Source organism: Acidimicrobium ferrooxidans DSM 10331 (assembly GCF_000023265.1).
Lineage (GTDB): Bacteria > Actinomycetota > Acidimicrobiia > Acidimicrobiales > Acidimicrobiaceae > Acidimicrobium > Acidimicrobium ferrooxidans.
Map to the genome: position 1 here is coordinate 1,665,472 of NC_013124.1, position 26,948 is coordinate 1,692,419.

Below are 26,948 nucleotides of genomic sequence, written 5' to 3' on the forward strand. Positions count from 1 at the left end.
ACGTGGCAGCGATCGATGTGGCCGGTTTCGTCACCGACCTGAAGGACCACGCGCTCGACCATGGATTCCACGTCCACGATGAGCGCCACTTCGTCGAGACCTACTCCCTCAGGCAGTGGTGGGAGGTCGATCTCCATCCAGAGGAGGGGTGCGGACAGCCCGTCGACCTCCATCTCGCGCTCGACGTCGACCCGCGCGTGTTGCTCGCGTTCGAGGACACCATGGCCACCTTGCCCGATGACGCCGAACCGCCCGACGACTTCCATTTCCCGCTGACCTTCACCTGGTCGCTGCCGCCGCTTCCGGTCGACACCGACATCTTGCGGCTGGCCGTCGAGCTCGCAGGCGTGACCGGTCCGGCGCTCCCGCTCGAGATCGCGGCAACCGACGTCGTCTCCTCCCCGACCGACGCTCCAGAACGACGGATCGTCATCACGGCACGCTGGGCCATCTCACTGTCGCGAGTCGTCAGCGGCAAGGAGTCGCTCTGCGAGCTCTTCGACCGATCGCGAGAGGTCAGCCTCTACTTGCTCGAGCACTACACGCGCTGGCAAGCCGACGACCGCTAGCCATCCGCCGAGGTCGACTGCAGCGAAGGACAGGCATGGAGGGTTGGACGGACGCGAGCGACGCATCGCTCGCCGTTGGCATCGGTCGATGGCACGAAGCAGCGCTGCAGGAGGCGTACCGACGCTACGCGTCGACGGTCTGGGGCATCGCTCGACGCGTCACGCGCGACGCGATGATCGCCGAGGAGATCACTCAAGAGGTCTTCCTGACCCTGTGGCGCGAACCGGAACGCTTCGATCCGGCACGAGGATCCCTGCGCACCTGGCTCGCAACCCTTGCACACCGACGGGCCGTCGACGCCGTCCGCCACGACGCAGCCCTCAGGCGACGCGAGGACCGCGACCATCAACTCACGAGGCCGCCGACGACCGCCGAGATCGAGGTGGTGATGGATCGCGTCATCGTTGCCGACGCACTGGCCTCTCTCTCCGAGCAAGAACGTCGCGCCATCGAACTCGCCTACTTCGACGGCCTCACCTACCGCGAGGTCGCAGCGCGCCTCGAAGAACCCGAAGGAACGGTGAAGTCCAGAATTCGAGGAGCGCTGACGAAGCTGCATCGGCAGATGGTCTCGACGAGAACTCCGGAGGCATGATGGAGCACGAGGAAGCCGCATCACTGCTTGGCGCCTGGGCGCTCGACGCTCTCGACCCCGACGAGGCCAAGGCCCTGGAGGCGCACCTCGCGGTCTGCACGCAGTGTGCGCTCGAAGCCGACGAACTCAGGGCTGCAGCTGGCCTGCTCGCGACCACCACGACCGAGCCCGCCCCGGATCTGTGGGACTCCATCGCCGGACATCTCGGCCAATCGCCAGCCGAACCTCGCCAACCAACCGTCCACGCACCTCGACGCCCGAGGGCGGGGCACCGACGCGGTCGCATCGCCACCGTCGTCGCGGGCCTCGCACTCGCCGTTGCCGGCGCGGGCATCGGGGGCGTCGTGGCCCTGGCACACGAGGTCCACACATTGAACCAGCACGCAGCCAGCCTCGGCACGGCGGCCTCCACCATCGCCGCGACCCCCGGCACCACCGTGATCGATCTCACAGACTCGCACGACATCCCGACCGCCACGCTCGCGCTCACTCCGTCGGGGACCGCGGTCCTCACCGCCGTACGGCTACCGGCACTCAGTCGTTCGAAGACCTACCAGGTGTGGGCCATCACGACCCAAGGCGTGATCTCCATCGGGCTCCTCGGCGCAAATCCGACGGTCACGGTCCTGCACGCGCCGACGCGTGGCCTGCACGCGGTCGCGATCACCGCAGAACCGGCGAGCGGCAGCCCTACGCCGACGAGCGCTCCTCTCGCGGAGGCGCGCCTTACCTAACTCTCGTGCACGGCGCGCACCGAGCGCGACGGCACTCCCAGGCGGCCAAGTCAGGGCCTGCGCGCTCAACAGCGCGCCCGTCCCACCATGGTACGTCCCAGGGAGCTAGGCGAGCGTACTCCGCGACCGTTCGCCCGGGAACCGCATCGCCACGACGGAACCGTCTCGCTCCACCACGAGCACTCGAACACCGCGGGCAGCTTGCGCCGCCGACTCGCTGAGTCCTCGGAATCGAACGTTCGACCCGAGAGCAGCCGTGAACGTGACTCCGTCCGGTTCGACGACGGTCACGGACGAGGTCGTGAGCGACTGCAGGGTCCCGCGCACCCACGACCAGGTCACGACGCCCGAGGGCCGATCGACCTCGAAGGATCCGGAGAAACCACGGAACCAGCGATGGTGTCCATGATGGCCCAGGTGGGACGTCGCGGCGGTGGTCTGCGTCACGACCGGCGTGAGCGCCGAGCTCACAGCGGCGCCGCCCCCACGCAGCTCGACCATCCCGGCTGCAAGGGCTCCCACGGAGATCGCGGCGGCAGCCCCGAGCACGAGATATTGCTTCTTCATACCAGGGAGCCTACGGCACCCGAAGCCACCCGAGCCCGCCAGGTCTGTCAGGGAACTGTGAGGGTTGCTGCCCCGCCGTGGTCCCTCGACACCGACGACTCGACGCCGACAGCTGCCGCGTGGCTCTGCGTCATGGGCTGCGGCGTGGGCTCGAGGTCCCGCTCGGGTGCCCCACAGCGCCGAGCCACCCGCGCGCCGCGATGGGCACGTCGGTGATGATTGCCGTCGGGTGGACCGACAGGGCACGCGAGAACGCCTCCTCGTCGTTCACCGTCCAGACGCCGACGTCCCAGCTCGCCACGGCGGGCGGCCGCCAACCCTCACGCAGCAGGTCGACCCCGACGAGGAGCCACCGGAGACCGAGCTCCTCGAGATCGCGCAGCGTCGACTCCGCCGGTGCCTCCTCGACGATGAGTCCCGCCCGCGCCCCAGAGGCGAGACACGCTCGCACCGCGCGCTCGTCGAACGACGAGATCAGGGCGTCGCGTTCGCGAACCAACTCCACCAGCCGCACCGAGGCCTCGACGGCCGCACGCACGCCCGTCTCTGGCAGCAGCTTCAACTCGATGTCGAGCATCGACGACCCCACGACCTCGAGCACGTCCTCGAGGGTCGGGAGTCGACGAAGCGACGTGCTGGGGGCGCGCTGGATCGTGACGCCGTCGACGTCAGGATCGTGATGGAGGACGAAGGCACCGTCCGTCGTCGGCCAGACGTCGATCTCGATGCCGTCCGCACCTCCCCTGAGCGCTGCCTCGACAGCGCCCACCGTGTTCTCCGTGAGCGCCGAGCCGTCGAGACGGCCACGGTGCGACCACAGCGCGACCGCGGCTGCGTGCTGCGCTACGCCCATGGGACCCGCACACCTCGGAACCTGCGAACGAGGCGTCGCAGATGACGACGACCACGCCGCAGGCTCCAGCACCCTTGCGCCCCTGCGACCCGGAGCGTCCGGACGAGGTGCCGGTGGGGGAAGGCCGTCACCTCGCCCGGACGCTCCGCCCGCAGCCCCCAAGGGGTCGTCGCGTCACGCCGAACCCTCGCTGAGCGCGGACCCCGTCGAGACCGACCATCCTGGTCGCGAACGTCCATGACCAGCACCCTACGGATGCGACGTGAACAGCCGGCGAAGGCGCAGCATCAATCAGGCGTCTGGTTGGTGAACGCTGCGCCGACGACTCCTGTCCGAGCCGCACGCAGCGCGGCCACCACACGCTCCGGTGTCGTCGGCATGGCGATGTCGCGCACGCCGAGCGGTCGGAGCGCGTCGAGGACCGCGTTCCACACCGCCGGCGTCGCTCCGATCGTTCCCGACTCACCGATTCCCTTTGCTCCCAGCGGATTGACCGGGGTCGGCGTCTCCTCGTGCACGACCCGGAAACTCGGCAGCTCCGGAGCCGAGATCATCTCGTAGCTCGCCAGCGTGCCGGTGAGCGGCGCACCATCGGGCGCGTAGACGAACTCCTCGAGCACCGCTTGGGCGATCCCCTGCGCGAGCCCACCGTGGACCTGACCCTCGGCGAGCAACGGATTGAGGATACGTCCCGCGTCGTCGACCGCGACGTAGTCGACGACCTCGACGGCACCGGTGTCGAGGTCCACCTCGACCACGCACGCATGCGCCCCGAACGGGAAGGTCGGCCCCGGCGGCTCGAAGTCCACCGTCGCTGCAAGCTGGATACCGCGCGCCCGTGCCTCGGTCGCGAGCGTGGCCCACGACACCACCGAACTCGGGACCCCGACAACACCGATACCGGACTCGCCGACCACGAGATCCTCGGGTGCGGCTTCGAGCATCGTGCTCGCGAGCTCACGCGCAGCGGCCGCAACCTCGACCGACGCGAGGTGCACGGCGACACCACCCGTCTGGACCGAACGAGAACCAAAGGTCCCCACGCCCCGTGGCACGGCGTCGGTGTCACCGGTCACCACCCGGATCCGATCGAGGGGCATACCGAGCTGCTCGGCGGCGATCATCGCCCACGTCGTGTGGTGACCTTGCCCGTGCGGCGAGGTACCTGACCACACCGTGAGCGTGCCATCGTCGGCCACCTCCACGCGTGCGTACTCGGACGATGTGTAGCCGTTCGTGATCTCGACGTAACTCGACAACCCGATGCCGAGCAGACGGCGAGCGCCCCGCTCGAGGCGCCGAGCCTGCTCGGCTCGCAACGTGTCGTAGCCAACCGCCTCGAGCGCACGCTCCAGCGCGAGCCGATAGCGACCGGAGTCGTACCTGGCACCGGTACGCGTCTCGTACGGGAAGGCATCGTCGGCGATCAGATTGCGCCGCCGAAGCTCCGCCGGGTCGATGTCGAGCTCGTGGGCGAGCAGGTCGACCGCGTGCTCGATGGCTGCCGCCGCCTCCGGTCGGCCCGCGCCCCGGTACGCGGAGATCGGCACGGTATTGGTGAGGACGGATCGGTAGGCCACGCGCACCCGCGGGATCTCGTAGGTACCCTGGGCCATGAGGGTGGTGAGCCGCGGGAGCATCGGACCGAGGAGGGGCCAGGCCCCCACGTCCTGGAGGACGTCGACGGAGAGCGCGACGATGGCGCCGTCACGACGAGCACCGATGGCCACCTGCTGGACTTGTCCCCGGCCGTGCGCGAGCCCGAGCATCGAGGCACTGCGCGTCTCGATCCACCGAATCGGACGCCCGAGTCGAAGCGCCGCAGCGCACACCGCGAGATCCTCCGGGTAGACCGCAGCCTTGGCCCCGAAGCCGCCGCCGACGTCGCCCGCACGCACCACCACCGCGCCATCGGCGAGCCCGAGCACGCGCACGATCTCCGCTTTGAGTCGGTGGGCCGATTGGGTCGATGCGAAGATCTCGAGGCGCCCGTCGGCCGTCGGCACGGCAGCCAGGGCTCGGGCCTCCATCGGCGCTGGGGCCAAGCGCTGGTTCACCAACCGTGCGCGCACGACGACGTCGGCGTCGGCGAAGAAGTCCTCCGGTTCTGGCTCCCCACCCTCGGACACCAGGTTCGACCCCTCGTGCACGAGCTGGAGGTCCTCGAGTGCTCGCTCTGGATCGATCACGGGATCGGTCTCCACCAGGTCGAGATCGACCAGTTCGGCGGCGTCCTCTGCGACCTGGGGCGAGGTTGCGAGCACGAGAGCGATCGGCTCCCCGACGTAACGGACGCGACCACGCGCGAGGAGAGGTCGCGCGAGGTCGCCACGGCCGCGCAGCGGACTTGGCATCTCGAGCTCCCCGAGGTCATCGGCCGTGACGATCGCGACGACACCATCGAGCGCCATGGCCTCCGACACGTCGATCCCTGCGATGGTCGCACTGGCGACCGGCGATGTCACGAACCACGCCGCGAGCGAGCCATCCAAGGGCACGTTGGCGACGTAGGAGCCCTGACCTCGCAGGAGGTGTTCGTCCTCAACCCGACGCACGTCGTTTCCGAGAATGCTCACCCGACCTCCTCTCCTGACGACGCACGTGAGCAAGGACCTGCCAAAAGCCATCCGTTGCGCCTTCGGGCGTGCGACGTCGTGCTCCAGCGCCCACCGGGCCGCGATCGCACGTGCGCTCCGCTTGGGACAGCTGCGACCTTAGCCGAACTCGGGCGCGCTGAGCTCTCGGGCCCGTGCGCCGGGACGGGGAGCGAGCTGGTGACGCCGACTAGGTCGACGACGAGGAATCATCGTCGGAGCCGTAGGTGCCCTCGGGCATCGGGCCAGCCGCCGCGGGATCTGACGCCGACGACGCCTCGGGAGCCGAACTCCCGGCCTGCGCAGACGGTGTGCCCGGGCTCCCCCCGACCCCGCCTGGGATCCAACTGCCGCTACTGCCCGGCGGCGGTGTTGCCGGCGTCACGACGACGCTGACACCCTTGGCCTCGAGGTCGCCGAGCTCGTCCATGATGGCCGCGACGCGTGCCGAGTCCGCAGCAGTCGCCCGATGCTGGTGGTCGGCCCAGACGAGCCCTCCGAGCTCGAGCAAGAGCGCATCGGCTTGCTTCTTCGCCTGATATTGGTCGAGTCGCGCCGTCGCCGAACCGTAACCCTGCTGCGCTTGATCGGCAAGCACCGCTGCCTGCTGCTTCAGTCGCTCGACCGTTTCACCAAGTCCACTCAAACGATCCTTGAACCCCATCGGGCCCTCTCCCTTCCCCGAGTGCCTTCGCCACCCCTAGCGCCCGAGCATGTCGCCGAGGATCCCCCCGAGGGAACCGCCTGCAACGCCACCGGCGACGCCACCAGCGACCGCATCCGAGGCGCCAAGGTAGGGCCCGAGCGCCTGGGCGAGCACCGCCAGCGGCATCGACTGGAGCCAGACCTGGCCGGGCCCGACGAGCTGCACCAGCCAATGACCATCACCACCCGCCCAGCGATTGACGATCCCCGGTACCCGTGTCACCTGGAACTGAACCGTCTCAGCGAACGCGCCAACGTGGCCAGGGTGAACCAGCAGCTGTTGGCCCTCGGCGAGCTGATAGTTGACCATCTCGCCCCCGAGTTCGATCCATGCCGTACCATGTCCTTCGAGCCGCTGGAGGATGAACCCCTCCTTCCCGAAGAGCGCCCCACCGAGCGACTGCTGGAAGGCCATGGAAGCGACGACATCGCCCGTCCCACAGACCCAGCCATCGCGATGCACGAGGTAGGCCTGCCCCTGCGCGATCTCGAGCGGAACGATGTGACCGGGGAGCTTGGCACCGAAGGCGACGAATCCCGGTCCGCCCGTGGCCTCGAAGTGCGTGAGCAGCAGACTCCCCCCGCCAGCGACGCGCTTCAACGCGCCCATCAAGCCGCCCCCTGCAGCTCCGGTCGTCTGGGTCATGCGCACGTTGGCCGACATCCACGACAGCTCGCCGCGATCGCTCACGAGATGGTCCCCGGGATCGAGGACGATCTCGAGCACCGGCATCGTCGAACCCTTGATGGATGCCTGCACGCCTGCCTCCTTCCGCCACGCCGTCGCCAAGCGTACCACAGGCCGCCTCGCAGATCCCGGGACCGGCCCACGAGGTCACACGTGGCGACGGCTCGTCGAGGTTGCGGACGTCGACCTGTGCGGCGGCGCGGGATCGACCGGTCGATACAGCGGCGAGCTCGGCAGCACCTGGACCGCGACCGTGCCCCGCGGGACCATCCCGTCCTCTTGCTCAGCGAGGTGCTCCTGATAGGCGACCGTGCCGACGACAGCGATCTCGTGGGTGAGGCGCGCGTTGTCGGCTCGAACCGTGGCGAGCTGGGCTCTGAGTGCCTGTTCGCTCGCGTGGAGATCGAGGATGGTCCCGGTGGGCAGGACCCAGGCTCCGTAGGCCAGGGCGAGACCTGCAGTCAGCGTGCCGACGAGTATGCGCCGACGGCCCTTCGGCGTCATCGTTGGGCCCGAGTCCAGTCGACGTAGCGCGCACCCGGACCGAGCTCGCGCTCGATCGCGAGCAGACGGTTGTACTTGGCGGCGCGTTCTGAGCGAGCGGGCGCACCGGTCTTGATCTGGCCCGTACCGAGGCCAACCGCGAGGTCGGCGATGGTCGTGTCCTCGGTCTCGCCGGAGCGGTGCGAGATCACGCTCCGATACCCACTTCGCGTCGCCAGGTCCACCACATCGAGGGTCTCGGTGAGCGTGCCGATCTGGTTGAGCTTGATGAGGATCGCGTTGGCGACACCACGCTCGATCCCCTTGCCGAGCAGCCCAGGGTTCGTGACGAAGATGTCATCACCGACCAGTTGGACCCGCGAAGCGAGCCGCTCGGTCAAGATCGACCAACCGTCCCAGTCCTCTTCCGCCATGGCGTCCTCGAGCGAGACGATCGGGAACTGGTCCACCAGGCGCGCCATGTACTCGACGAGGCCGTCGGCCTCGAGCTCGAGGCCCTGGCCGACCATCACGTAACGACCCTCGCGCCAGAACTCGCTCGCGGCAGCGTCGAGGCCGAGCGAGCAGTCACGTCCGGGTACGAGACCCGACGCCTCGATCGCAGCGACCATGAGCTCGAGCGCCTCCTCGTGGCTCCCGAGGTCTGGGGCGAACCCACCCTCGTCACCGACCGCGACCGAGTGGCCCTTCGCCAGCAGCTCGCTGCGCAGTCGATGGTAGATCTCCACGCCCCATCGCAGCGCCTCGCCAAAGGTCGCCGCACCGTGTGGGATGATGAGAAACTCCTGGATATCGAGGTTGTTGGAGGCGTGGACGCCTCCGTTGATCACGTTGAGCATGGGCACCGGCAACCGGTGCGCACCCACCCCACCGAGGTAGCGATACAGCGGCACGTCGAGCGCTCCTGCGGCCGCCCTTGCCGTCGCGAGCGACACCGCGAGCATCGCGTTCGCTCCGATTCGGTGCTTGTCGTCAGTACCGTCCGCGACGATCATGGCTTCGTCGATGAGCCGCTGCTCCGTCGCGTCCATACCCACGACCATTGTCGCGAGCTCACCACCGACGGCCGCGATCGCACCACTGACACCCTTGCCGTTCCACTCGGTTCCACCGTCGCGCCGTTCCACCGCCTCGTGCGTTCCCGTCGACGCACCAGACGGCACGATTGCTTCTCCGACGGCCCCGCCTTCGAGCACGACCCGGGCGCCGACGGTTGGATTGGCCCTCGAATCCAACGCGAGAAACCCCTCGACGCTCCTGATCTGCGTCCGTGTCCCAGCCGCCATGGTGCCGCCTCCTCTCTGCGGGCCGATGCTAGCTCGTTCCGTCGCCATTCCCTGGGCGCCCCGCATCGACGTCGACCTCGCCGAGCGCGCGCTCGAGGCGACGAGCCGCATCTCGGAGCGCCTCATCGACGTCGACACCCGAGAGAGCGGCCTCGACGAGCACGCCCGCGAGGTCATCGCCCCGTCCCAACGAGGCCGCGCGCACGTCACGCGCCCGGGCGCGCCGAGCCAGCTTGGCGAGGCGGAGCGACGCCGGGAGCCCCACGGGAACCGGCCGAGACCCAGGCTGCTCCGCGGCCTTGATCGCCTCCCATCGCTGCTCCACCTCGCCGGCACTGCGGGCGACCGCGTCACCGAAGACGTGAGGGTGGCGTCGGATGAGCTTGTCGGTGAGGGCGCGAGCGATCGCGATCAGATCGAAACTGCCGTCCTCGTCGGCGATGGTGGCGTGCATGAGCACCTGCAGCAAGACATCGCCGAGTTCCTCGACGACGTGGTCGCGATCGTGTCCATCGGCCTCGTAGGCATCGAGCGCGTCGACCGCCTCGTAGGCCTCCTCGATGAGATGACGTGCCAACGACCGGTGCGTCTGGGACGCATCCCATGGACATGCCGAACGCAACGTGCTCACCACCTCGCCAAGGCGTCCCAACGCGACCGACGGTGGCTCGAAGTCGGTGAGCACGACGCTGCTCAGGTGATCGACCGCGGCGAGCCTCTCATCCCCGGAGTCGACCTCGGCGACGACCTCATCATCGAGACCGAGGTGGTGCGCGAGGACCGCCCGCGCCCCGCTGCGCTCCGCGAGGACGACCAGGTCGCGTGCCAGCGGCTCATGCCAGACCTGCAGTGCGACGACCGTACCGCTCGCGATCCAGGGGTTGGCGTGGAGCGCTTCGGCGTCGACCACGCTCAATCCCTCGAGGGGATCGACACCGAAACGTTCGATGATCAGCTCGAGCACTCCGCGTCCAGCCAGAATCTCGACGTCGATGTCGTCGGCCCGACGCAGCAACACCACCGTGCGTTCGGCCACCTGTGGCGAACCCGGGACCACGTAGCCCACAGGGCCACCCGTCTCGAACGCGAGGTCCCGCAGACGCTCCACGATGCGCTCGTAGCACTCCTCGAAAGTCGTGGACGCCGCGTAGAGATCGTCGCACGTCAGGATCGGAGCGTCCAGTGTCCCGAGCGCCTCGGCGAGTCCCGGGTGCTCCAGGGACCTCGCAACCACCGCCACGCACCCCTCGAGGGCATCTCCGAGCGCCGCTGCCTCCGCGCGGCCAGCACCACACCCAACGACCCGAACGATCGGTTTCACACCCTCTCACCCTACCTACCCAGAGGAGCTGCAAGAGGCCCTCAAGAACCAGCACTCTCCGTGCCGATTCCACATTTAGTGACCTATCGCCCCATCTCGCTTCCCGGATTGACCACCAGTCACCACTGGATGTGGCGCATCATCGCCGCGTCCGTCGCAGGAACCTCCGGCGTCGGCGCGACCTCTCTCGCGCTGCACGCCCTTACCGGCTCGACGACCTCGTCACGTGCCGCGGCCATCGTTCGCCACGATGCGCGAGTCGGCCGTGCCCCGGAGCCGATGCCGACGCCGCAGCGCCCTCGGAGCTCATCGCCATCGCATCCAGCACCACCGACCCCGGCTCCACAGGCTCCGTCGACGCCCTCACCCACCAGCGCGACGAGCCCACCAGCGTCGGCCGCACCACCAGCGACGCCGCCGGCGAACCCACCCGTCGTCGCCTCGTCGACGCCACCGCCGGCTTCGGCGCTCGCGGACCCACCGGCCAACATCGCCCCGACCCCGAACTTTGCCTCGATCTGCGCCTCGAGCATCAGCGCTGGCCCTGACGGCCCAACCTGCGAGAGCGCCGCCGTCGAGGCGATCGACGCCGCCCGCGCCCAGGAAGGGCTCGGTCCACTCACCCTCCCTCCCAACTTCACCGATCTCAGCCCGACGACGCAGCTGCTGTGGCTGATCAACGAGGAGCGCACCGCGCGCGGCCTGGCCCCGGCGGCTGGTGTCGTCGACACCCTCTCGGCACTCGCCGAGGACGGTGCCGCCTCGAACAGCGATCCGCCCCTCGGGTCGCTCACGACTGGGGGACCCTGGGCGGTCTCCGCAGAGGCCAATTGGGCCGCGGACTACTCCACGGCAGCATCCATGTACGACTGGATGTACGACGACGGCTGGGGTGGGTCCTCGGCCGCGACGACGAACGAGACCTGCACGTCGCCGACCGCAGCAGGCTGCTGGGAGCACCGAGCCAACATCCTCGCGACCGCCCCCGCGGGCTACGTGCCGGTGCTCGGGCTCGCCAGCCAACCCGAGCCATCAGGGACGTCGCTGTCGGGGCTCGAGTCGGACGCGATGGTCCTCACCTTCGTGCCCACGAGCGCGCTCAGCTCACTCTCGTTCGTCACGACCTGGCCATAGCACCGTGCCGTGGCGGAAGAGCAGCGTGGCGAGCCCGACGCCGCGAGACCCGTCAGCCAACCCGTTCGGGCGTCACGATCTGGCGTGCGAGCGCCGCACCCTTCGGCACGGTGGGCACCACGCTGAGCACTCCCTTCTGGACCACGATCCGACCAAGGGCCCGATTCACGTGGATGTTGGCCGTGTGAACGGTGCGCGCCAGGTAGTCGTTGAGGAGCGTCTGACCGTGACTCACCATGGTGTCGGCCGCGAGGAGCTCGGCCTGCGAGAACGGTATCTCGCTGCGAGAGGTGATCTCGAACACAGCAAACCCGTTGGGCACCTGTACGACCCCTGATGGCGTACCCACAGGAAGGCTCGTCACCGAGGTCGCAACCCCTGATCCGAAGCTGGATGCGTACTGGCCCTCGGTCCCGCAGCCGAGCGCGCCACCGCCAGCGGCGTTCTGGGTCGACGACGACTTCGCCACGGCAGCGAACGACTGACCCTTGTGCAGCTTCGCAACCACCGCTTCGGCTTCCGTAGGCGTACCGACCAGGATCTCCGATCCGCAGTAGCTCTCGAAATCAGCCGGGTGCGCGCGGTAGTACGCCTGGACGCCACTCGTGGTCAAGCTCACGTGGCCGAGCGCCGCCTCGAGCTCGACGATGTCGACGCTGTCGCGGATGAGGCGTTGCTGATAGGAGCGCGGAAAGCCACTGAAGACGGTTTGACCGCCAGCGGACTGCTCCGCCAGGGCCGTGCCAAGGCTCGTTGCGACAGCGCTCGGCTGGACGTGCATCCGCCCGAGCGCTGCCTGGACCCGCATGATCGTGATCCGTCGAGAGAGGATGTTGTCCACGAAGAGCGCGGTGTAGCTCTGGTCATGGGGACCCCACACCGGCTCGTGGCTCGCGACGAGTTCGCTCACGAACGCCTTGTTCGCAGCGACGTCCGCGAGCTCCGCTTCGAGCTGCGACGTCGTCAGCGTACGGTTCCCGACCGTCGCCGCGACGCTCGCGGAACCACAGCTCGCGAGCACCACGGCCCCGGCGAGTGGGATGAGTCCGAACCAGCGACGATGCACACCTACCTCCAGGAGCCCACGGCCATGCTACTGGGGAGAACCTACTCCAGGCGATGGCGCGCCTTCGAGGATCTCCAGCAGTGCCTCGAGACGTCCAAGCGCGTCCTCCCGGCGCGCAAGGGGAACCGCAAGGTCGTCGCCACGACTCACGACGCCATGGAGCCGACGCTCTAGACGCAGCCGGGTCGCCACCGACGGCTGGAGCGGACCGACGACGAGCTCGAGTCGTGCGCTGCGTGGGTTGCGCCGAACGAGCGCATGATCGGCACCGAGGGTCGCAAGCCGACGCCGTGCCTTCGCGAGGGACACCAAGGCGAGCGCTTCGGCCGGCGGCGGCCCGAAGCGATCGCGCAGCTCTTCAAGGAACTGATCGAACTCCGCCTGGCTCCGCGCCCTCGCGAGACGCCGGTAGAGGTCCATCCGAGTCTCGGCTTCGGCAACGTAGTCCTCGGCGAGCAGCGCCGATACCGGCACGTCGAGCGCCACCTCCCGATCGGGCGTCGGCTCCTCGACGCCGTCCATGCGCGCCACCTCTTCCGCGACGAGCCGCACGTACAGCTCGTAGCCGACCTCGCTGACGTGTCCCGACTGTCGCATGCCGAGCACCGTGCCCGCCCCGCGAAGTTCGAGATCTCGCATCGCGATCCGGTAACCCGCCCCGAGGTCGGTGTTCTCTGCCACCGTCCGCAGTCGCTCGAGGGCGATGTCGGAGATCCCGCCGGTGGTCGAGGTGAGCAGGTAGGCATACGCCTGCCGCCCGGAGCGCCCGACGCGCCCGCGAAGCTGGTGGAGCTGGGCGAGGCCGAGCTGCTCGGCACGGTCGACGATCAGGGTGTTCGCACGCGCGAGGTCGATCCCGTTCTCGACGATCGTGGTGGCGACGAGCACGTCGGCCTCTCCGTGCCAGAACTGGGCCATCGTCCGCTCGAGCGCAGCGGGCGGTAGTTGCCCGTGCGCCACGAGCACCCTGGCCTCGGGGACGAGGTCGGCGACCAGACGGGCCGAGGCCTCGATGTCGCGCACGCGGTTGTGCACGAAGAACACTTGACCTTCGCGTAGGAGTTCCCGACGGATGGCCTCGGTCACGACCGCGGGATCGAAGGGCCCGACGTGCGTGAGGATCGGATGGCGATCGACGGGCGCGGTCCGCAGCACGGACAGATCCCTGATGCCCACGAGCGACAGTTCGAGGCTGCGCGGGATCGGGGTGGCCGAGAGCACGAGCACGTCGACGCCGGGGAACGCCTCCTTGAGCTGCTCCTTGTGTCGGACCCCGAAGCGCTGCTCCTCGTCGATCACGAGGAGCCCGAGCCTGGCGAACCGAGTCGACGCGCCGAGCGCAGCGTGCGTCGCGATGCACACGTCGAGCTCGCCACTTGCGAGCTCGGCGCGGATGCTCGCAGCCTCACGAGCCGTGCTGAGGCGCGAGAGCATGCCCACGCGAATCGGCGTGCCCTCGAAGCGCTCCCGGAACACCTCCGCATGCTGGGCAGCGAGCAGGGTCGTCGGCGCGAGGACGAGCACCTGACGGCCCTCGGATGCCACGGCGAACGCGGCGCGCAGCGCGATCTCGGTCTTCCCGAAGCCCACGTCGCCACAGACGAGGCGATCCATCGGCACCGGCTTGGCGAGATCAGCGAGCACCTCGGCAATGGTGCGCTCCTGATCACGCGTGAGCTCATAGGGGAACCGTTCGGCGAACTCCGAGAGCAGCACCGGGTCCGGCGTGATGCTCGAACCGGTCGCGGCCAAGCGACGCTGATAGAGCACCACCAGCTCCTGGGCGACCTCCTGCGCCGCGCGACGAGCACGATGGACCTGACGCTGCCAGTCTCCGCCTCGCAGACGGGTGAGGCGAGGCTCCTCGGAGCCGACGTAGGGGGCAACGAGCGCGAGATGCTCGAACGGAAGGAAGATCCGATCCGCGCTCGCGAACTCGAGCTCGAGGTACTCCCGCGAGACGCCATCGACCACCTGGCGCACGAGGCCCCGATAGCGCGCGACGCCGTAGGCCTCGTGGACGACGAAGCTGCCCTCGACGAGGTCGTCGAAGCTCAGACCCCCGGTCGTACGGGTGGGCACCGAAGCGCGAGGAGCCGTCGGCCGTACGAGACTCGCATCCGCGATCACCACCAACGATGCCGGCTCGAGCTCGACGCTCTCGACGAGGTCGAGCCCCGCGGCCACTCGAACGCCGTGACCCTCGAGGCAGGTGGCGACCGAGGCCAGCTGCACGTCGATGCCCTCCTCGCCAAGGCGTTGGGCGACATGACGTGCACGTTCCGAGCCATGCGTGGCGACGACGACGTGAACTCCGTCGCGCCGCGCACTCCGAATGCGACCGAACACCCCTGCGAGGTCGCGATGGCTCACACCGAGGCGAGCACCAAAGCCGGCTGGATCTGCCGATACGAGGCGGGCGCGCACTGCGCGCAGCCGTTCCGGCTCGGCCATGAGACTGACCGACCCGAGCGCGTCAGCCTCGAGTCCCCAGGTCGGAGCGAGCGCCTCCCGAATGGAGCGCTCCTCAGCGACGAGGCGATCGGCGATGACCGCGTCCATACCCTTCGCCGGGACGAGAACGAGGTCGGCCTCGTCGACGATGTCGAGGACCGTCGGTGCGACATCGCCGAGCACGAGTGGCACGAGCGGCTCAGGGGGCTCTCGACCCGCGAGCACGGCCTCCACCCGATCGGCCACCGCTGGAACGCGTGCAGCCAGGGCCTCGAGTTGCTTGGCGAGGTCGGTGTCGATCCGAACTTCGCGAGCCGGGAAGAGCTCGACGCGCTCGAGGTCGCCGACCGAGCGCTGCGTCGTCGGATCGAAGAAAGCGAGCCGATCCACCTCGTCTCCGAACAGGTCGATCCGCACCGGCGACGCCAAGCCCGGGTCGGCGACGTCGACGATCGATCCGCGCACCGCGTACTCACCCGCGGCCGAGACCTGAGGCTCACGCACGTAGCCAGCGTCCTCGAGCCAAGTGATGAGCTCGTCACGGACGAGCTCATCACCTCGCGCCACGATCAGACGCTCCAGGCGCGCCGCGGAGGCGACGAGCTTCGTCAAGGCGGCTCGCACGGTCGTGACCACGACGATGCCCTCGTCAGGCGGATCGACGATGGACGCGAGCGCTCGCAGACGCGCTGCGGTCGTGCCCATGCTCGGAACCACGCGCTCGAACGGCAAGGTATCCCACGGTGGCAACAGCGCGACAGGGATCCGAGGCAGCCACCACCGCAGATCGTTGGCGATGGCCTCGGCTTCTCGATCACCCTCGGCCACGACGACCATCCGTCGCGGAGCGAGTCGGTGCCAGGCGAGGGCGACGCCAGCCGCGCTCAGGGCCGGCGGATCTTCCACCGTCGCCGCGAGCTCTTCGACGAGCGCGGCGAGCGGCGCCTCATGCGGATCGATCGACGCCACGGGCGTTGTAGGTGGTCATGGCGCGCTCCGGACCAAGCGACACGAGATCGACGACGGCATCGGCACCCCGCTCGACACCGACGTCGAAGGAGGTCCGCTCCGGGCCGCGTACCTCGGTGAGGACCCAATCGACGACGGCCTGACGGCCGGCCGGGCGTCCGATGCCAATACGCACGCGCCAGAAGTCTCGCGTGCCGATGTGGGCGACGATGGAGCGCAGGCCGTTGTGGCCAGCGAGCCCGCCCCCGTACTTGAGCTGTACGCGACCGAGCACGAGATCGAGCTCGTCGTGAACCACGACCAGCTGCGTCACAGGGTCAGCGTGGAAGTAGCGCAGCACCGCCCCAACGGCGGCACCTGAGTCATTCATGTAGGTCTGGGGCACTGCGAGCACCGCTCGGTGATCGCCAAGTCGCCCACTGCCGACGATCGAGCGGTGACCCGGCGTCAACCTCACGTCGAGGCGTCGAGCGAGCAGATCGACGGTCAGCGCGCCTGCGTTGTGGCGAGTGAAGCGGTAACGAGCGCCAGGGTTCCCGAGACCAACGACGATGATCGGCTCAGCGGGTGCTGGAGGCGTGAGCTCAGGCCTCCTCGACCGTCGCCACCACCGTCTCCGGCGCCTCCACGAGGCTCACCCCAGCCGGAAGTGGGAGTGCCCCCGCCGTCACGGAGCCATCGGCGAGCAGGTCGGCGCCGACGTGAATCGACGACGGCACCGATGTCGGGGTGCCGGACACCGCCACGAGACCCACGACCAGCCGTACTCCCTCGCCCGCCTCGAGCGGGACCTGCACCTCGACCGTCTCCGACGCACCGACCGCAAGAAAATCGAGGTGAGAGAGTTCCCGTCGGACGGGGTGTCGAACGACAGCCTGGAGCTTGACCGTTCGGACCTCACCGTCGATCTCGATGTCGAGCAGTTGGCCGACGACCGCGTGCTGACCGAGCGCCGTGAGGAAGCCATGCCGGTCCAGCGTGACCGCAACTGGCTCAGTGAGCCCGGCCCCGTAGACGATCCCGGGTACCTTGCCCGCTCGACGCAGACGACGTGCCGCGGCCGAGCCACGAGCATCGCGTCGCTCGGCGACCACCTTCACCATCGAGACCTCTCCTCTGTGCCGGGCGCACGGCGCCTCCGCGCGCGAGGGAGCAGCCTACCGCCCCAGTCGGGACCTCGATGCGGCTAGGAGAGGTTCTCCCCCTGGAACAGCTCCGACACCGACCCATCCTCGAAGACGGCGGCGATCGCGTCGGCGATGACCTTCGCGATCGAGACCACCTCGAGCTTGGCGATGGCTCGTTCGGGTGGAACCGGCAGGGTGTTCGTGACCACGACGCGCGAGATGGGCGCGTCCATGAGCCGCTTGGGCGCGGGGCCCGAGAGCACGGCGTGGGTCGCCATAACCCAGATCTCATCAGCTCCGCGCGAGCGAAGCAGTTCCGCCGCGGCCGTGACCGTGCCCGCTGTGTCGATCAGATCGTCCACGATCACGCAGTGACGACCCGCCACGTCGCCCACGACCTCGAGGGCCGTCACGACGTTGGCCGTTCCCTTGGGGCGGCTCTTGTGGACCAACGCCAGTCCAGCGCCGAGGCGCTGTGCAAACCGCTCGGCAACCTTCACACGACCGGCATCGGGAGCGACGATGACCGCGTCACGAGGAGCGAACGCACGGAGGTACTCCACCAGCACCTGACTGGCCGTGAGATGATCGACCGGCCCATCGAAGAAGCCCTGAATCTGACCCGAATGCAGGTCGACGGCGATGATGCGATCGGCTCCCGCTGCGTGCAGCATGTCGGCGACCAACTTGGCGGTGATCGGCTCGCGACCCGATGCCTTGCGGTCCTGGCGCGAGTATCCGTAGTACGGGCAGACCGCAGTGATGCGCTTCGCCGAGGCACGCTTCGCAGCGTCCACCATGATGAGCTGCTCGAAGATTGCGTCGTTGACAGGCCCAGCGTGGCTTTGGATGACGAAGATGTCCTTGCCTCGGACGGACTGGTCGAATCGGGAGTAGATCTCGCCATCGGAAAACTCCCGCAGCGTGATCGCGCCCAACTCGACGTCGAGGTGCTCGGCGACCTCCCGGGCAAGCTGCGGATGCGAACGTCCCGAGAACAGGGCGAGTCGCTTGCGGGGGACGAGCTCCATGCCTCACCTTTCGTGGCGCGTCGACGCCGCACCATCCTAGGCTCCGCGTCACGGCGACGTACCGCCCCCTGTGGCTGTCGCAGAGACGCCCGAACGCTCGACGGCTACGAACGGTGGGAGAGCGCGCGTCGATGACCCGGGCTGCGTGGGCCCGATGGCTCGACGGTGCAGTCGATCGCTCAGAACATGCCGAACCGAACGCTCCTCGCGCTGGTGTTCGTCGGGCCCTCTCGCTCACCTCGGTCGATGCGTTGCTGACACGGGCGAGTTCTTGAGGGTCCGCTCGTTCGGGCCGAGGTCGCGGACAACGTCAGCAAGGGCGCGGTGGTTGGTCTCGTTCATCCCCTTCCTCCTGCACCTGGAGCAGGTGTCAACCGGGAAGGGCACGGCCATCCCTCTGCAGCTGTCGACGCCGTTCGAAAACTGAACGATTTCGCCGGTGAAAAGTGAACACCCGAGCATGGAGGGGTGATCACTGTGGAAGACTGGGCACTCATCAGGCGGCTGGTGGCCGAGGGCGTCCCCAAGGCTCGCATCGCCAAGCGGCTCGAGGTCTCCGATCGACAGCGTGCCCGGTCGCGAGCCAGCCAAGCGCCACGCATCCTCATCACCACAGCCAGAGTCAGAAGGTCTCCGCGCCCCAGGTCATCGACGCCTCCGGGGCCCAGGCGGGAGGCGTGAGCACATCGAGTCTCGCATCGATGGTGGCCTCGGTTGCGGAGCGACAGCCACCGACACCAGCGCATCTGGCCACAGCCCCTCAGGGAAGCCCCTCCATGATCGTCGGGACGCATGCGATCGTGGTCGCACGGTGCGCGAGACGAGACGCTCCGTTGGGGGTAGCAATGGTTTGTTCCCGAGGCAGTCGATCGCCGACTTCCCACCCACGGTGCGCAGCTCGAGGAATGGGGACTCTGCGGCGCGGCACCAGTGGCAACCCCGATGCTCAACGCCGCCATGGGAGCCGCGGCAGCTCACGGGGTCCGGCCGCGATGAGTGCGACGAGGTCAGACTCGGCGACAGGGTAACCACCCCATGCATCGACGCCGACGTTGATCATCCTCCCGTGCTGTCGCCACTTCTCATGGACATGACCGTGCAGGAGCCAGGCCCCTCGATCCTTCGGACGCAACGCTGGGAAGCGTTCCACCTCTTGACTATCGCCTTCGTATGGGAAGTGGGATACGACCACCTCCACATGCCCAAGCTGCAGCGCAAGCTCGCCATCGAGGACCGTCAAGCCTGCAGCCTCGTAGCTACGACGCCACCGATCGACCTGGTTCTTCTGCTTCCTTCGCAAGCCCTCCCAGCACTTGTCATGGTTCCCTGGAACGAGAAACTTCGTGCCATTGAAGAGCTCGACCAACTCAAGCATCTCCGCTACTGGACCCATGGCGAGGTCGCCGAGGATGTAGACCTCGTCCGCAGGATCAACGCGCTCGTTCCAGCGCTCGATGAGGTCGACATTCATCGTCTCGGTATCGCCATAGGGGCGCTGTGTATGAGCGAGGATTCCCGCATGACCGAGGTGCAGATCTGAGGTCCACCACCGCCGACTCATCGATCTGAGTGTACTTCGAGGGGTGGGCACGACGATGATCTGCCACAGGCGGCGTCAGGACCCTGGCACTTCACGACCACGGCACTTCACGACCACGGCACTTCACGACCACGGCAGAGAGGCCGTTCGGCATTCTCCCTCTCCAGTCTTGCGTCCTTGACGACCTCTGACCATTGCGATCCAGGTCGCCGCCTGCTCGCGGACCAAGCGTCACGTCAGACTCCGGAGCGGTCCCGGACGAGCAACCTGCAGCTCGCCGTCGAAACCCTTCTACCAGCTCCTCGAGGATGCGCGTTCGTCGCAGGACAGCAGCGACAAGCGATGACCGACGGTCCCAGCGCCTGCGGGTTCAACGACGAGACCATCCGTACGGGTCGACGGGCGCGTCGAACGCTCCCGCCTCGGCGGTCGACTGACGTCGGGCACCGAGCACCCGCTCACCGCCGGGGCCAGTCGACCACAGCTCACGATGGAATCTTGGACGTGCGAACGGTCACCTAGGGCAGGCGCGCGAACGGCGGAACCGTACCCTTCGGTTCGACGACCGCTCCAGTCTCGAGCACGCTGAAGGGGCCCACGGTGGCCCACTCTCCAATCGTCGCACAGCACGCATCCACCGCCCGGAGCTGGGCGCCCTGGCCCACCACGGTGTCGACGAGACGAGAATGAGCGCCGATGAGGGCATTGGCCTCGATCCGTGTCGCTCCGAGCAAGGCGACCTGCGGTTCGATGACCACGCCCTCGGCCACGCGCACGCGGGCGTCGACGGTCACGGTGGAGGGGTGCTGAATCTGGACACCCTCGTGCAGGAGACGACGTACGATGCGCGCCCGCATGCGCTCGGCGACGTCGGCGAGCTGCAGCCGATCGTTGACGCCGAGCGCTTCGGTCGGGTCATCCAACACGAGCGTCCCGACCCGATAGCCCGACTCGGCGAGCAGGGCGATCGAGTCGGTCAGGTAGTACTCCCGCTGGCGATTGGTCGGCGCGAGGAGCCGCAACGCCGAGGGGAGCACAGCGAGATCGAAGACGTAGACGCCCGTGTTGACTTCGCGGGTGGCCTCGCCCCGATCATCGTCGAGGTCGGCCTGCTCGACGATGGCGCGCACCTTCCCGTCTCGGGCCCGCAGGATTCGGCCATAGCCCGATGGATCGTCGAGCTCCATCGTCAACACCGTCGCCGCGTTGCCTTGGGCTGCGTGGGTTGCGAGCAAGGCCCTCAGCGACGTCGCCGTCAGCAGCGGCGCGTCGGACGGCACGACCACCACCTCGGCACCGCTGGAGCCGACACCAGGCAGGAGATCCGGCAAACGGGTGAGCGCGACCCGAACCGCGTCACCGGTCCCGCGTTGGTCGAACTGATAGGCCGTCACGACCTCGACGCCGCTCGGAGCATGTCGCTGCACCTCTGCCTCGACGGCCTCGGCCTCGTGACCGACGACCACGACGATGCGCGACAGATCATCAAGGTCGCCCAGCGCAGCGAGCACGTGGCCGACCATGCTGAGACCGCACACCTCGACGAGCGGCTTCGGGCGGTCCGACCGCATGCGAGTCCCCTTGCCGGCGGCGAGCACAACGCCGTAGCGCATAGCGCAACCTCCTCGTCGCAAGGCTAGCTTCGGGCAGTCCGCACCACGTAGGTCGTCACCGAATCGGGCGTGAGCAGCGCCACCACGCTGTGCGCGTCGACGTCCGGCAGCGCCGTCGGCTGGAGCGACTTGGTCGGATTCGTCACCACCGCGCCCATGGCCTGGACCCCGTCAAGTCCCGGGGGAAGCTGCACCTCGAGAGGCAAGGGGGCTGAGCCAGGGGCGGTCAAGTTGATGGCGATCAGTACGAGACGCCCAGGTGCACGCCCCGCGAGCATCTCCACCCGCGCATCCGACGTCGTCACCGGCACGAGACCCATGCCCGGACGGAGGTAGCGAGAGAACTGTCCCAGCACGTCGTAGCGCTTGGTCAGGTAGAGCGTGTGGTCGCCGTCGCGTGCACCGTTCAGGTCGAAGTAGATGAGTCCGTCGTTGCGCCCGAGTGGGTTGATGTCTCGAAAGCACCCAGGGTCGGCCGCAGGACTGCAGCCGAGATCCGGTGAGAGTGCCAGCCACCAGTCGAACACCGAGGCGTTCTCGACCATGAGGTCGTTGTAGATCGTCTGGGCGAGCCAGAGGCCCGACGTCATGGTTGGGTCGTACTGGTAGCCGAACCCCTCCCCGTCATAGCAGCAGATCTCCGTGTCCCAGATCGGCACGCCCCATCGACGTCCGAGCAACGCGACCTGGTGGAGCACCGCCCGCGAGGGGTAGTCGTAGCCATGGACCGCGAGGGCGGCGAGCGAGGCACGCACGCCCGGATACGTCAGCCACCGTGGCGCCTGCCGGAGCAGTTGCGTGGCGTAGGAGGACTCGTCGGCGATCACGCGCGCCCACGGCGCAACACGCGCCAGATCGCGCGCGAGGTCCACGACGAGCGGACCACGCTCTGCCACCGGAACAGCCATTCCCTCTTGGCGACAGGCCGCTTGCGAACCCACCGGCTCGTTCATGGGCGACACGTAGCGCAGCTTGACGTGGTCGACGCGCCACAGACCCGCCACGGTCAGCGCGAGCTCGTCCGCGTACGCAGCGACATCGCCAGCGAGGAGCGTACCGCCGCAGCTGCGGTGGTTCGATGTGAACTGCGGGGGTGCTGCGTTGACGAACCCCACAAGATCGCGCACCCCCCACGAGGCCGCTTGACGGGCAAAGAGCACCCCCTGGGGATCGGCGTGGAAGTCGAACGTACCGTTGGCTTGGTAGAAGCTCGGCGGCGCCTTCCACCACGTCGTCACACCCACGCCGCCGCCGCCGATGTTGAAGCGGAACTGCGACAGCTCCAACCCGCGCGACGAGTAGAGCAGCCGGCCCACCTGCGCGATCGTGGCGGAGCCGAGCGCTGCGACCGGTCGCGACCACCAGGCGCCACTCGCCCCGATCCCGACCAGCGTGTGGCTTGGACGTGGCCCCACGTCTGCGACGACGAGCGGCTGGCGCGGCGGCGACGACGGCGAGGCGGGCGGCGGAGCGAGCACGTTCGCGCCAGCGACGATGGCAACCCCGGCCGCGACGGCCGTGGTGACGGACACGACGGCTCGGACCAGGCTCCCTACGACCGCCCGCCGACCCACGTCACGCATCGCCGCGCCACGCTACCCGGCACGGGGTGAGGGCAGCCTGATGCCCCTGCGACCTGGCCCCTCGAGCGCCAACCTTGCACTAACCTCGACGCGTGAACGGAGCCGAACTCGCCGCGTTGACCCTGAGCGATCTCGGCGTCGGGGTAGTCTTCGCCAATCCCGGTACGAGCGAACTGGTTCTCGTCGATGCCCTGGAGCGACGTGGGCCGCGCCCGATTCTCGTTACCCACGAACTCGTCGCGATGGGAGCGGCCGATGCACACGGTCGGCTCGGCAGGCTCGGGGCGGCGCTCGTCCACCTGGGTCCGGGTCTCTCGAACGGCCTCGCCTTCGTCCACGACGCGCGCCGAGCCCACACCCCGATGCTCGTGCTGGTCGGCGAACATCCGCGCTCCCATCGGGCGCTCGATACGCCGCTCACCATGCGGATCGCGTCCCTTGCCGAGGCCATCGACGTCCCGATGATCGCGATCGACGACCCTGCGCTGATCGCCCCCCAACTCCGCGCAGCCGCGACCATCGCCACCACGCAGCGCACGCCGGTCGTCGTCACGCTCGATGCCGTGGCGATGGAACGCGAAGCGACACCCTCCGACCCCAGCGCCCCACCCACGACCGCGCACGAGGCGCCTTCCATCCCCCGAGCGCGCCTCGAAGCCGCGATCGACCTGGTGCGCGCTGGAGAGTGCACCTTGCTCCTCGGCGCTCGCGTTCTCGAGCCCGACGCACGCGCGCTCGCACGTGCCATCGCCGATGACACGGGCCTGCGGCTCTTGGCGGAGACCTTCCCGGCGTCGCATCGCTACGGAGAAGGGGCGGGGCGCATCGAGCGCCTTGCCTACCTGCCCCTCATGGCGCGCCCGCAGCTCGCCACGGCGCGTAGCGTGCTCGTTCTCGGAACCGATGCCCCGTCGGCGTGGTTCGCCCACCTCGAGCAGGATCCGCGGCTCTGGCCGCTCGCTGCGCCCCTCGTACGCCTCGACGGCCAGGACGAGGACCCACGCGTCGTGCTCGAGCACCTCGCCAAGGCGCTCGGGGTCACACCGGCTCCTCCACCGACATCGCAACCCATTCCGGCGCCGGACCCCCACGCAGCGCTCGACGGGTCGACGCTCGCAGCCGTCATCGCACGAGCCGTGCAGGCCGACGACGTCGTCATCGACGAAGCGCGCACGGCTGCCCCCGCGCTCTACGAACAACTCGCCGACGCGCGACGCCACCACTACATCGGTCACCCTGGCGGTGCCATCGGGGAAGGGGCGTCGCTCGCGCTGGGGGCAGCCACGCTCGGCGCTTCCGTCCTCGCTGTGGTGGCCGACGGAGGGTTCCTCTATGCGCCGCAGGCCATCTGGACCATGGTTCGCGAGCACCTCGACGTCACCGTGGTACTCGCGGTGAACGGCGGCTACCGCATCCTCGAGATCGAGCAGACCATCGCTGGGCTCGACCTCCACCCGGAGCTCACCCGCCTCGACGACCCAGGCTGGGACTTCGCTGGCCTGGCTGCTGCGATGGGCGCACGAACGACGACCGCCACAACGGTCGCAGAGCTCGAGGCGGCGCTACGAGATCGACATGGCGTCCACGTCATCGTCGCGACCGTCTCCCAATGACCGGTGGGCGCCCACCCCACCTCGGAACGAGCCCCGTCACGAGGCGGCGAGTCCAAGGTGTTGGCTGAGGAACTCGACGCGAGCCCTCGCTACCGCCTCGAGATCGTCGGGTCGCCGTGGCCCGTGACGACTCTCGAGGAGCGGGAGGAATCGTAGGTCGATCCCGAGGTGCGCGGCACGCTCGAGCAGTCGGAGCGAGTGACCGACGTGCACGTTCTCGTCGACCATGCCGTGGATGACGAGCACCTTGGGAGCATCTGGACCTGCGAGTCCTTCGATCCCGTGCAGGACGCTCGCCTGCTCGTAGCGTGGATCGTCGACCAAGCCGAGGTAGCGCTCCGTGTAGCCCGTGTCGTACCAGCGAAAGTCCACGACCGGTGCACCTGCGACCCCGACCCGGAAGCGTGACGGATGTCGCGAGGTCGCGAGCAGGGTCAGGTACCCGCCGTAGCTCCACCCGAAGATCCCCACGCGAGTGGTGTCGATGCCGAGGTGGGCCGCTGCCCAATCGATGGCGGCGAGCTGGTCGTCGAGCTCCACGGTGCCGAATCCCCTGGCGATCGGCTCCTCGAAGGCCCGGCCACGGTTCGCCGACCCTCTCCCGTCGAGCTTGACGACGACGGCGCCGCTTCGTGCGAGCCACTGGCAGGTGAGATCTGCGGTGAGCGACCATGCATCTTGTACCAGCTGCACGTGCGGCCCTCCATAGACCGCGAGCACCAGCGGACGACCCTCGGTCGACCCTTCCCCTTGGTAGACCGCGGCGTAGCGCCGGACGCCATCACCGAAGTCCGCTTCCACGAGGCGAGGGGTCGGCACGACGACCTCGGGCTCCGATCGCACGAGCACCTCCAGGTCGGCTCCGATCCGAAGGAGCTCGGGAGCACGCTCCACGGACGACCTGACCGCGACGATTGCCCGATCGCCAGCGGCAGCGACCCCGAACACGCCGCCCGCGAGCACCTCGTCGGGCGACGACCCATCCAGCGGTACGCGCCACAGGGAGCGCCGTGTCGGATCGTCGACGTAGCCGATCGCGACCACCGACCCACCGACCACGCCGACGATGGCCGTCGCCACGAGTGCCGGGGCCAGCGCACGTGCACCCTCATCCGTGATCGCCGTCACGCGCCAGAAGCCGTCGAAACGCTGACTCCTCGTGACGAGGACGCCGTCGGCACCGATGAGCACGCCCGGCACGTCGACCCAGGGTTCGTGGTGCTCGCGATCGATGCGCGTCGCTTCACCATCGCCCATCGACACGCGCCAGCGGGTGAGCTCGTGCTGCGCCCGATCGAGGATCCCTGCCACGAACGTCTCGTCGTCGAGCCAGAGGGCCTCGACGAGGTAACCGTCACCGATCGGCAGGTCGACGATCGTCGCGCCACCTCCGTCGAGCGTGGCGATCGCGATCTCGACCACCGCGTTCGCCGCGCCGACGAAGGGGTAGCGATGCCGCTCGACACGCTCGGGAAAGGGTCCGTGATGCACGATGAGGTGCTCAGGGACCTTGGACTCGTCCACCACGGTCCAGGCCACTGAACGGCCATTCGGCGAGAGCCAGAGCCCGTCGTGACGATCGAATTCCTCCTGAGCGATGTAGTCGGCGAGCCCGATGGTGCGATCCGTGGCGATCGCGAGACGTTGGCGCTCGCCCGGCCCCGCAAGCCACACCTCTGAGCCACTCGCCGCGACCACACGATCCGAGCCAGCGCACGTCGCCACGGCGACCGCGCCATCGAGGTCATAGCCCACGACTGGCCGACCAGTCCGATCGACCACGCTCCAACGACCGCCGGTCGACACCGCAAGTCCCGCGGTACCCACCAGCCGAAACGAGCTGACCCCATCCCAGGAACGTCGGAGGCGCTGGGCTTCGAGCTCGTCGGCCTCGGTCGGTCGCGCCTCGTCGTCCGGTCCAACCAGCACCACGGGCGAGGAGTCTCCCGCCGCCCACCGAACGAGCGAGGCGCGGTCGTCGTCGCCGGTACGGAGCGCGAGGACCGATGCGCCATCGATCGGATCGATGGCCACGAGTCCGACCTCGACCACGCCCGGCAACCGTCGGCGCCACAGGTCATCGAAACGAAGTTCGCGCATCATGCGAGCACCTTACGTGCCGAGGCGCCCTGGTGCGTCAGCGTACGAGACAGCGAACCAGACTGCGGGCCGCCTCTCGTGCCCACCGACTCGGCTCGTACAATGACGCCAAACCTCGTGGTCGAAGACCCGGGCCGGTTGAGCGCTGAGCGGTTCTCGTGGTGACACGCATGGCCGGAGACGATCCTCCGAACCCTCACCAATGGCCCACGCCAGGACTGCACTCCCCTGGGGCCGGGACGAGGCGGCGTCCGATCTGAGGGGGAGGTCTGCGAAACGGTCACCACGCTCGCTCCCGGCC

Annotated in this window: 23 protein-coding genes; 5 read left to right on the plus strand and 18 right to left on the minus strand. The window is 68.6% G+C overall.

The window, feature by feature from the left end:
* The first annotated feature begins 2 nt into the window (after window positions 1-2).
* From AFER_RS08195 to AFER_RS08205, 3 genes are read left to right on the plus strand one after another with little or no spacing between them, the layout of a single operon-like run.
* Complete coding sequence (locus AFER_RS08195; RefSeq protein ID WP_015798981.1) at window positions 3-569, plus strand: hypothetical protein; 567 nt, start codon at window positions 3-5, stop codon at window positions 567-569.
* Between the two features lie 35 nt (window positions 570-604).
* Window positions 605-1,165: a sigma-70 family RNA polymerase sigma factor gene (locus AFER_RS08200; RefSeq protein ID WP_015798982.1), complete on the plus strand. Its 561-nt coding sequence runs from the start codon at window positions 605-607 to the stop codon at window positions 1,163-1,165.
* Window positions 1,162-1,899, plus strand: a complete 738-nt coding sequence (locus AFER_RS08205) for an anti-sigma factor (RefSeq protein WP_083769451.1) — start codon at window positions 1,162-1,164, stop codon at window positions 1,897-1,899. Before AFER_RS08200 ends, AFER_RS08205 begins: the two co-directional genes overlap by 4 nt.
* 105 nt (window positions 1,900-2,004) lie before the next feature.
* On the opposite strand, the gene AFER_RS08210 is transcribed toward AFER_RS08205, so the two are convergent.
* From AFER_RS08210 to AFER_RS08245, 8 genes are all read right to left on the minus strand, one after another.
* Entirely contained in the window at window positions 2,005-2,466 is a 462-nt protein-coding gene (locus AFER_RS08210; RefSeq protein WP_015798984.1) for a hypothetical protein, read from the minus strand.
* A gap of 130 nt (window positions 2,467-2,596) precedes the next feature.
* Window positions 2,597-3,319 carry a glycerophosphodiester phosphodiesterase gene (locus AFER_RS11220; RefSeq protein WP_015798985.1) on the minus strand — a complete coding sequence of 241 codons (723 nt, stop codon included), beginning with the start codon at window positions 3,317-3,319 and terminating at the stop codon, window positions 2,597-2,599.
* A 287-nt stretch (window positions 3,320-3,606) separates the two neighbouring features.
* On the minus strand, window positions 3,607-5,895 hold the full coding sequence (locus AFER_RS08220) for a xanthine dehydrogenase family protein molybdopterin-binding subunit (RefSeq protein ID WP_015798986.1): 2,289 nt from the start codon (window positions 5,893-5,895) through the stop codon (window positions 3,607-3,609).
* Window positions 5,896-6,103: 208 nt separating this feature from the next.
* Window positions 6,104-6,577 carry a hypothetical protein gene (locus tag AFER_RS08225; protein WP_015798987.1) on the minus strand — a complete coding sequence of 158 codons (474 nt, stop codon included), beginning with the start codon at window positions 6,575-6,577 and terminating at the stop codon, window positions 6,104-6,106.
* 36 nt (window positions 6,578-6,613) lie between these two features.
* The gene (locus tag AFER_RS08230) at window positions 6,614-7,378 is read right to left on the minus strand and encodes a TIGR00266 family protein (RefSeq protein ID WP_015798988.1); all 765 of its coding nucleotides are present in this window, start codon (window positions 7,376-7,378) and stop codon (window positions 6,614-6,616) included.
* Window positions 7,379-7,453: 75 nt separating this feature from the next.
* Entirely contained in the window at window positions 7,454-7,810 is a 357-nt protein-coding gene (locus AFER_RS08235; RefSeq protein WP_015798989.1) for an FtsB/FtsL family cell division protein, read from the minus strand.
* On the minus strand, window positions 7,807-9,096 hold the full coding sequence (eno, locus tag AFER_RS08240; protein ID WP_015798990.1) for a phosphopyruvate hydratase: 1,290 nt from the start codon (window positions 9,094-9,096) through the stop codon (window positions 7,807-7,809). Before eno ends, AFER_RS08235 begins: the two co-directional genes overlap by 4 nt.
* A 28-nt stretch (window positions 9,097-9,124) precedes the next feature.
* Entirely contained in the window at window positions 9,125-10,417 is a 1,293-nt protein-coding gene (locus AFER_RS08245) for a MazG nucleotide pyrophosphohydrolase domain-containing protein (protein ID WP_015798991.1), read from the minus strand.
* A gap of 108 nt (window positions 10,418-10,525) precedes the next feature.
* Here AFER_RS08245 and AFER_RS12060 point away from each other — a divergent pair, with 108 nt between their 5' ends.
* The gene (locus tag AFER_RS12060) at window positions 10,526-11,551 is read left to right on the plus strand and encodes a CAP domain-containing protein (protein ID WP_171788980.1); all 1,026 of its coding nucleotides are present in this window, start codon (window positions 10,526-10,528) and stop codon (window positions 11,549-11,551) included.
* A gap of 52 nt (window positions 11,552-11,603) precedes the next feature.
* Here the strand turns inward: AFER_RS12060 and AFER_RS08255 are convergent, their stop codons facing one another.
* From AFER_RS08255 to AFER_RS08295, 9 genes are all read right to left on the minus strand, one after another.
* Entirely contained in the window at window positions 11,604-12,617 is a 1,014-nt protein-coding gene (locus AFER_RS08255; RefSeq protein WP_015798994.1) for a peptidylprolyl isomerase, read from the minus strand.
* Window positions 12,618-12,644: 27 nt separating this feature from the next.
* Window positions 12,645-16,040, minus strand: a complete 3,396-nt coding sequence (gene mfd / locus AFER_RS08260; RefSeq protein ID WP_015798995.1) for a transcription-repair coupling factor — start codon at window positions 16,038-16,040, stop codon at window positions 12,645-12,647.
* Window positions 16,018-16,596 carry an aminoacyl-tRNA hydrolase gene (gene pth / locus AFER_RS08265; protein ID WP_015798996.1) on the minus strand — a complete coding sequence of 193 codons (579 nt, stop codon included), beginning with the start codon at window positions 16,594-16,596 and terminating at the stop codon, window positions 16,018-16,020. Before pth ends, mfd begins: the two co-directional genes overlap by 23 nt.
* Before the next feature lie 28 nt (window positions 16,597-16,624).
* A complete protein-coding gene (locus tag AFER_RS08270; RefSeq protein ID WP_015798997.1) occupies window positions 16,625-17,143 on the minus strand; it encodes a 50S ribosomal protein L25 in 519 nt (172 codons plus the stop codon).
* Window positions 17,144-17,226: 83 nt separating this feature from the next.
* Window positions 17,227-18,198 carry a ribose-phosphate diphosphokinase gene (locus AFER_RS08275; protein WP_015798998.1) on the minus strand — a complete coding sequence of 324 codons (972 nt, stop codon included), beginning with the start codon at window positions 18,196-18,198 and terminating at the stop codon, window positions 17,227-17,229.
* 234 nt (window positions 18,199-18,432) lie between these two features.
* The gene (locus AFER_RS12410) at window positions 18,433-18,789 is read right to left on the minus strand and encodes a hypothetical protein (protein ID WP_171788981.1); all 357 of its coding nucleotides are present in this window, start codon (window positions 18,787-18,789) and stop codon (window positions 18,433-18,435) included.
* A gap of 355 nt (window positions 18,790-19,144) precedes the next feature.
* On the minus strand, window positions 19,145-19,759 hold the full coding sequence (locus tag AFER_RS11225) for a metallophosphoesterase family protein (RefSeq protein ID WP_015798999.1): 615 nt from the start codon (window positions 19,757-19,759) through the stop codon (window positions 19,145-19,147).
* A 497-nt stretch (window positions 19,760-20,256) separates the two neighbouring features.
* Complete coding sequence (locus AFER_RS08290) at window positions 20,257-21,351, minus strand: sugar phosphate nucleotidyltransferase (protein ID WP_015799000.1); 1,095 nt, start codon at window positions 21,349-21,351, stop codon at window positions 20,257-20,259.
* 23 nt (window positions 21,352-21,374) lie between these two features.
* Window positions 21,375-22,934 (minus strand): glycoside hydrolase, encoded by a 1,560-nt coding sequence (locus tag AFER_RS08295; protein WP_015799001.1) that lies wholly within the window; start codon window positions 22,932-22,934, stop codon window positions 21,375-21,377.
* A gap of 92 nt (window positions 22,935-23,026) precedes the next feature.
* Here AFER_RS08295 and AFER_RS08300 point away from each other — a divergent pair, with 92 nt between their 5' ends.
* Complete coding sequence (locus AFER_RS08300) at window positions 23,027-24,547, plus strand: acetolactate synthase large subunit (protein ID WP_015799002.1); 1,521 nt, start codon at window positions 23,027-23,029, stop codon at window positions 24,545-24,547.
* A 36-nt stretch (window positions 24,548-24,583) separates the two neighbouring features.
* Here AFER_RS08300 and AFER_RS08305 read toward each other — a convergent pair whose 3' ends face one another.
* Window positions 24,584-26,650: a S9 family peptidase gene (locus tag AFER_RS08305; protein WP_015799003.1), complete on the minus strand. Its 2,067-nt coding sequence runs from the start codon at window positions 26,648-26,650 to the stop codon at window positions 24,584-24,586.
* Window positions 26,651-26,948: the final 298 nt, after the last annotated feature.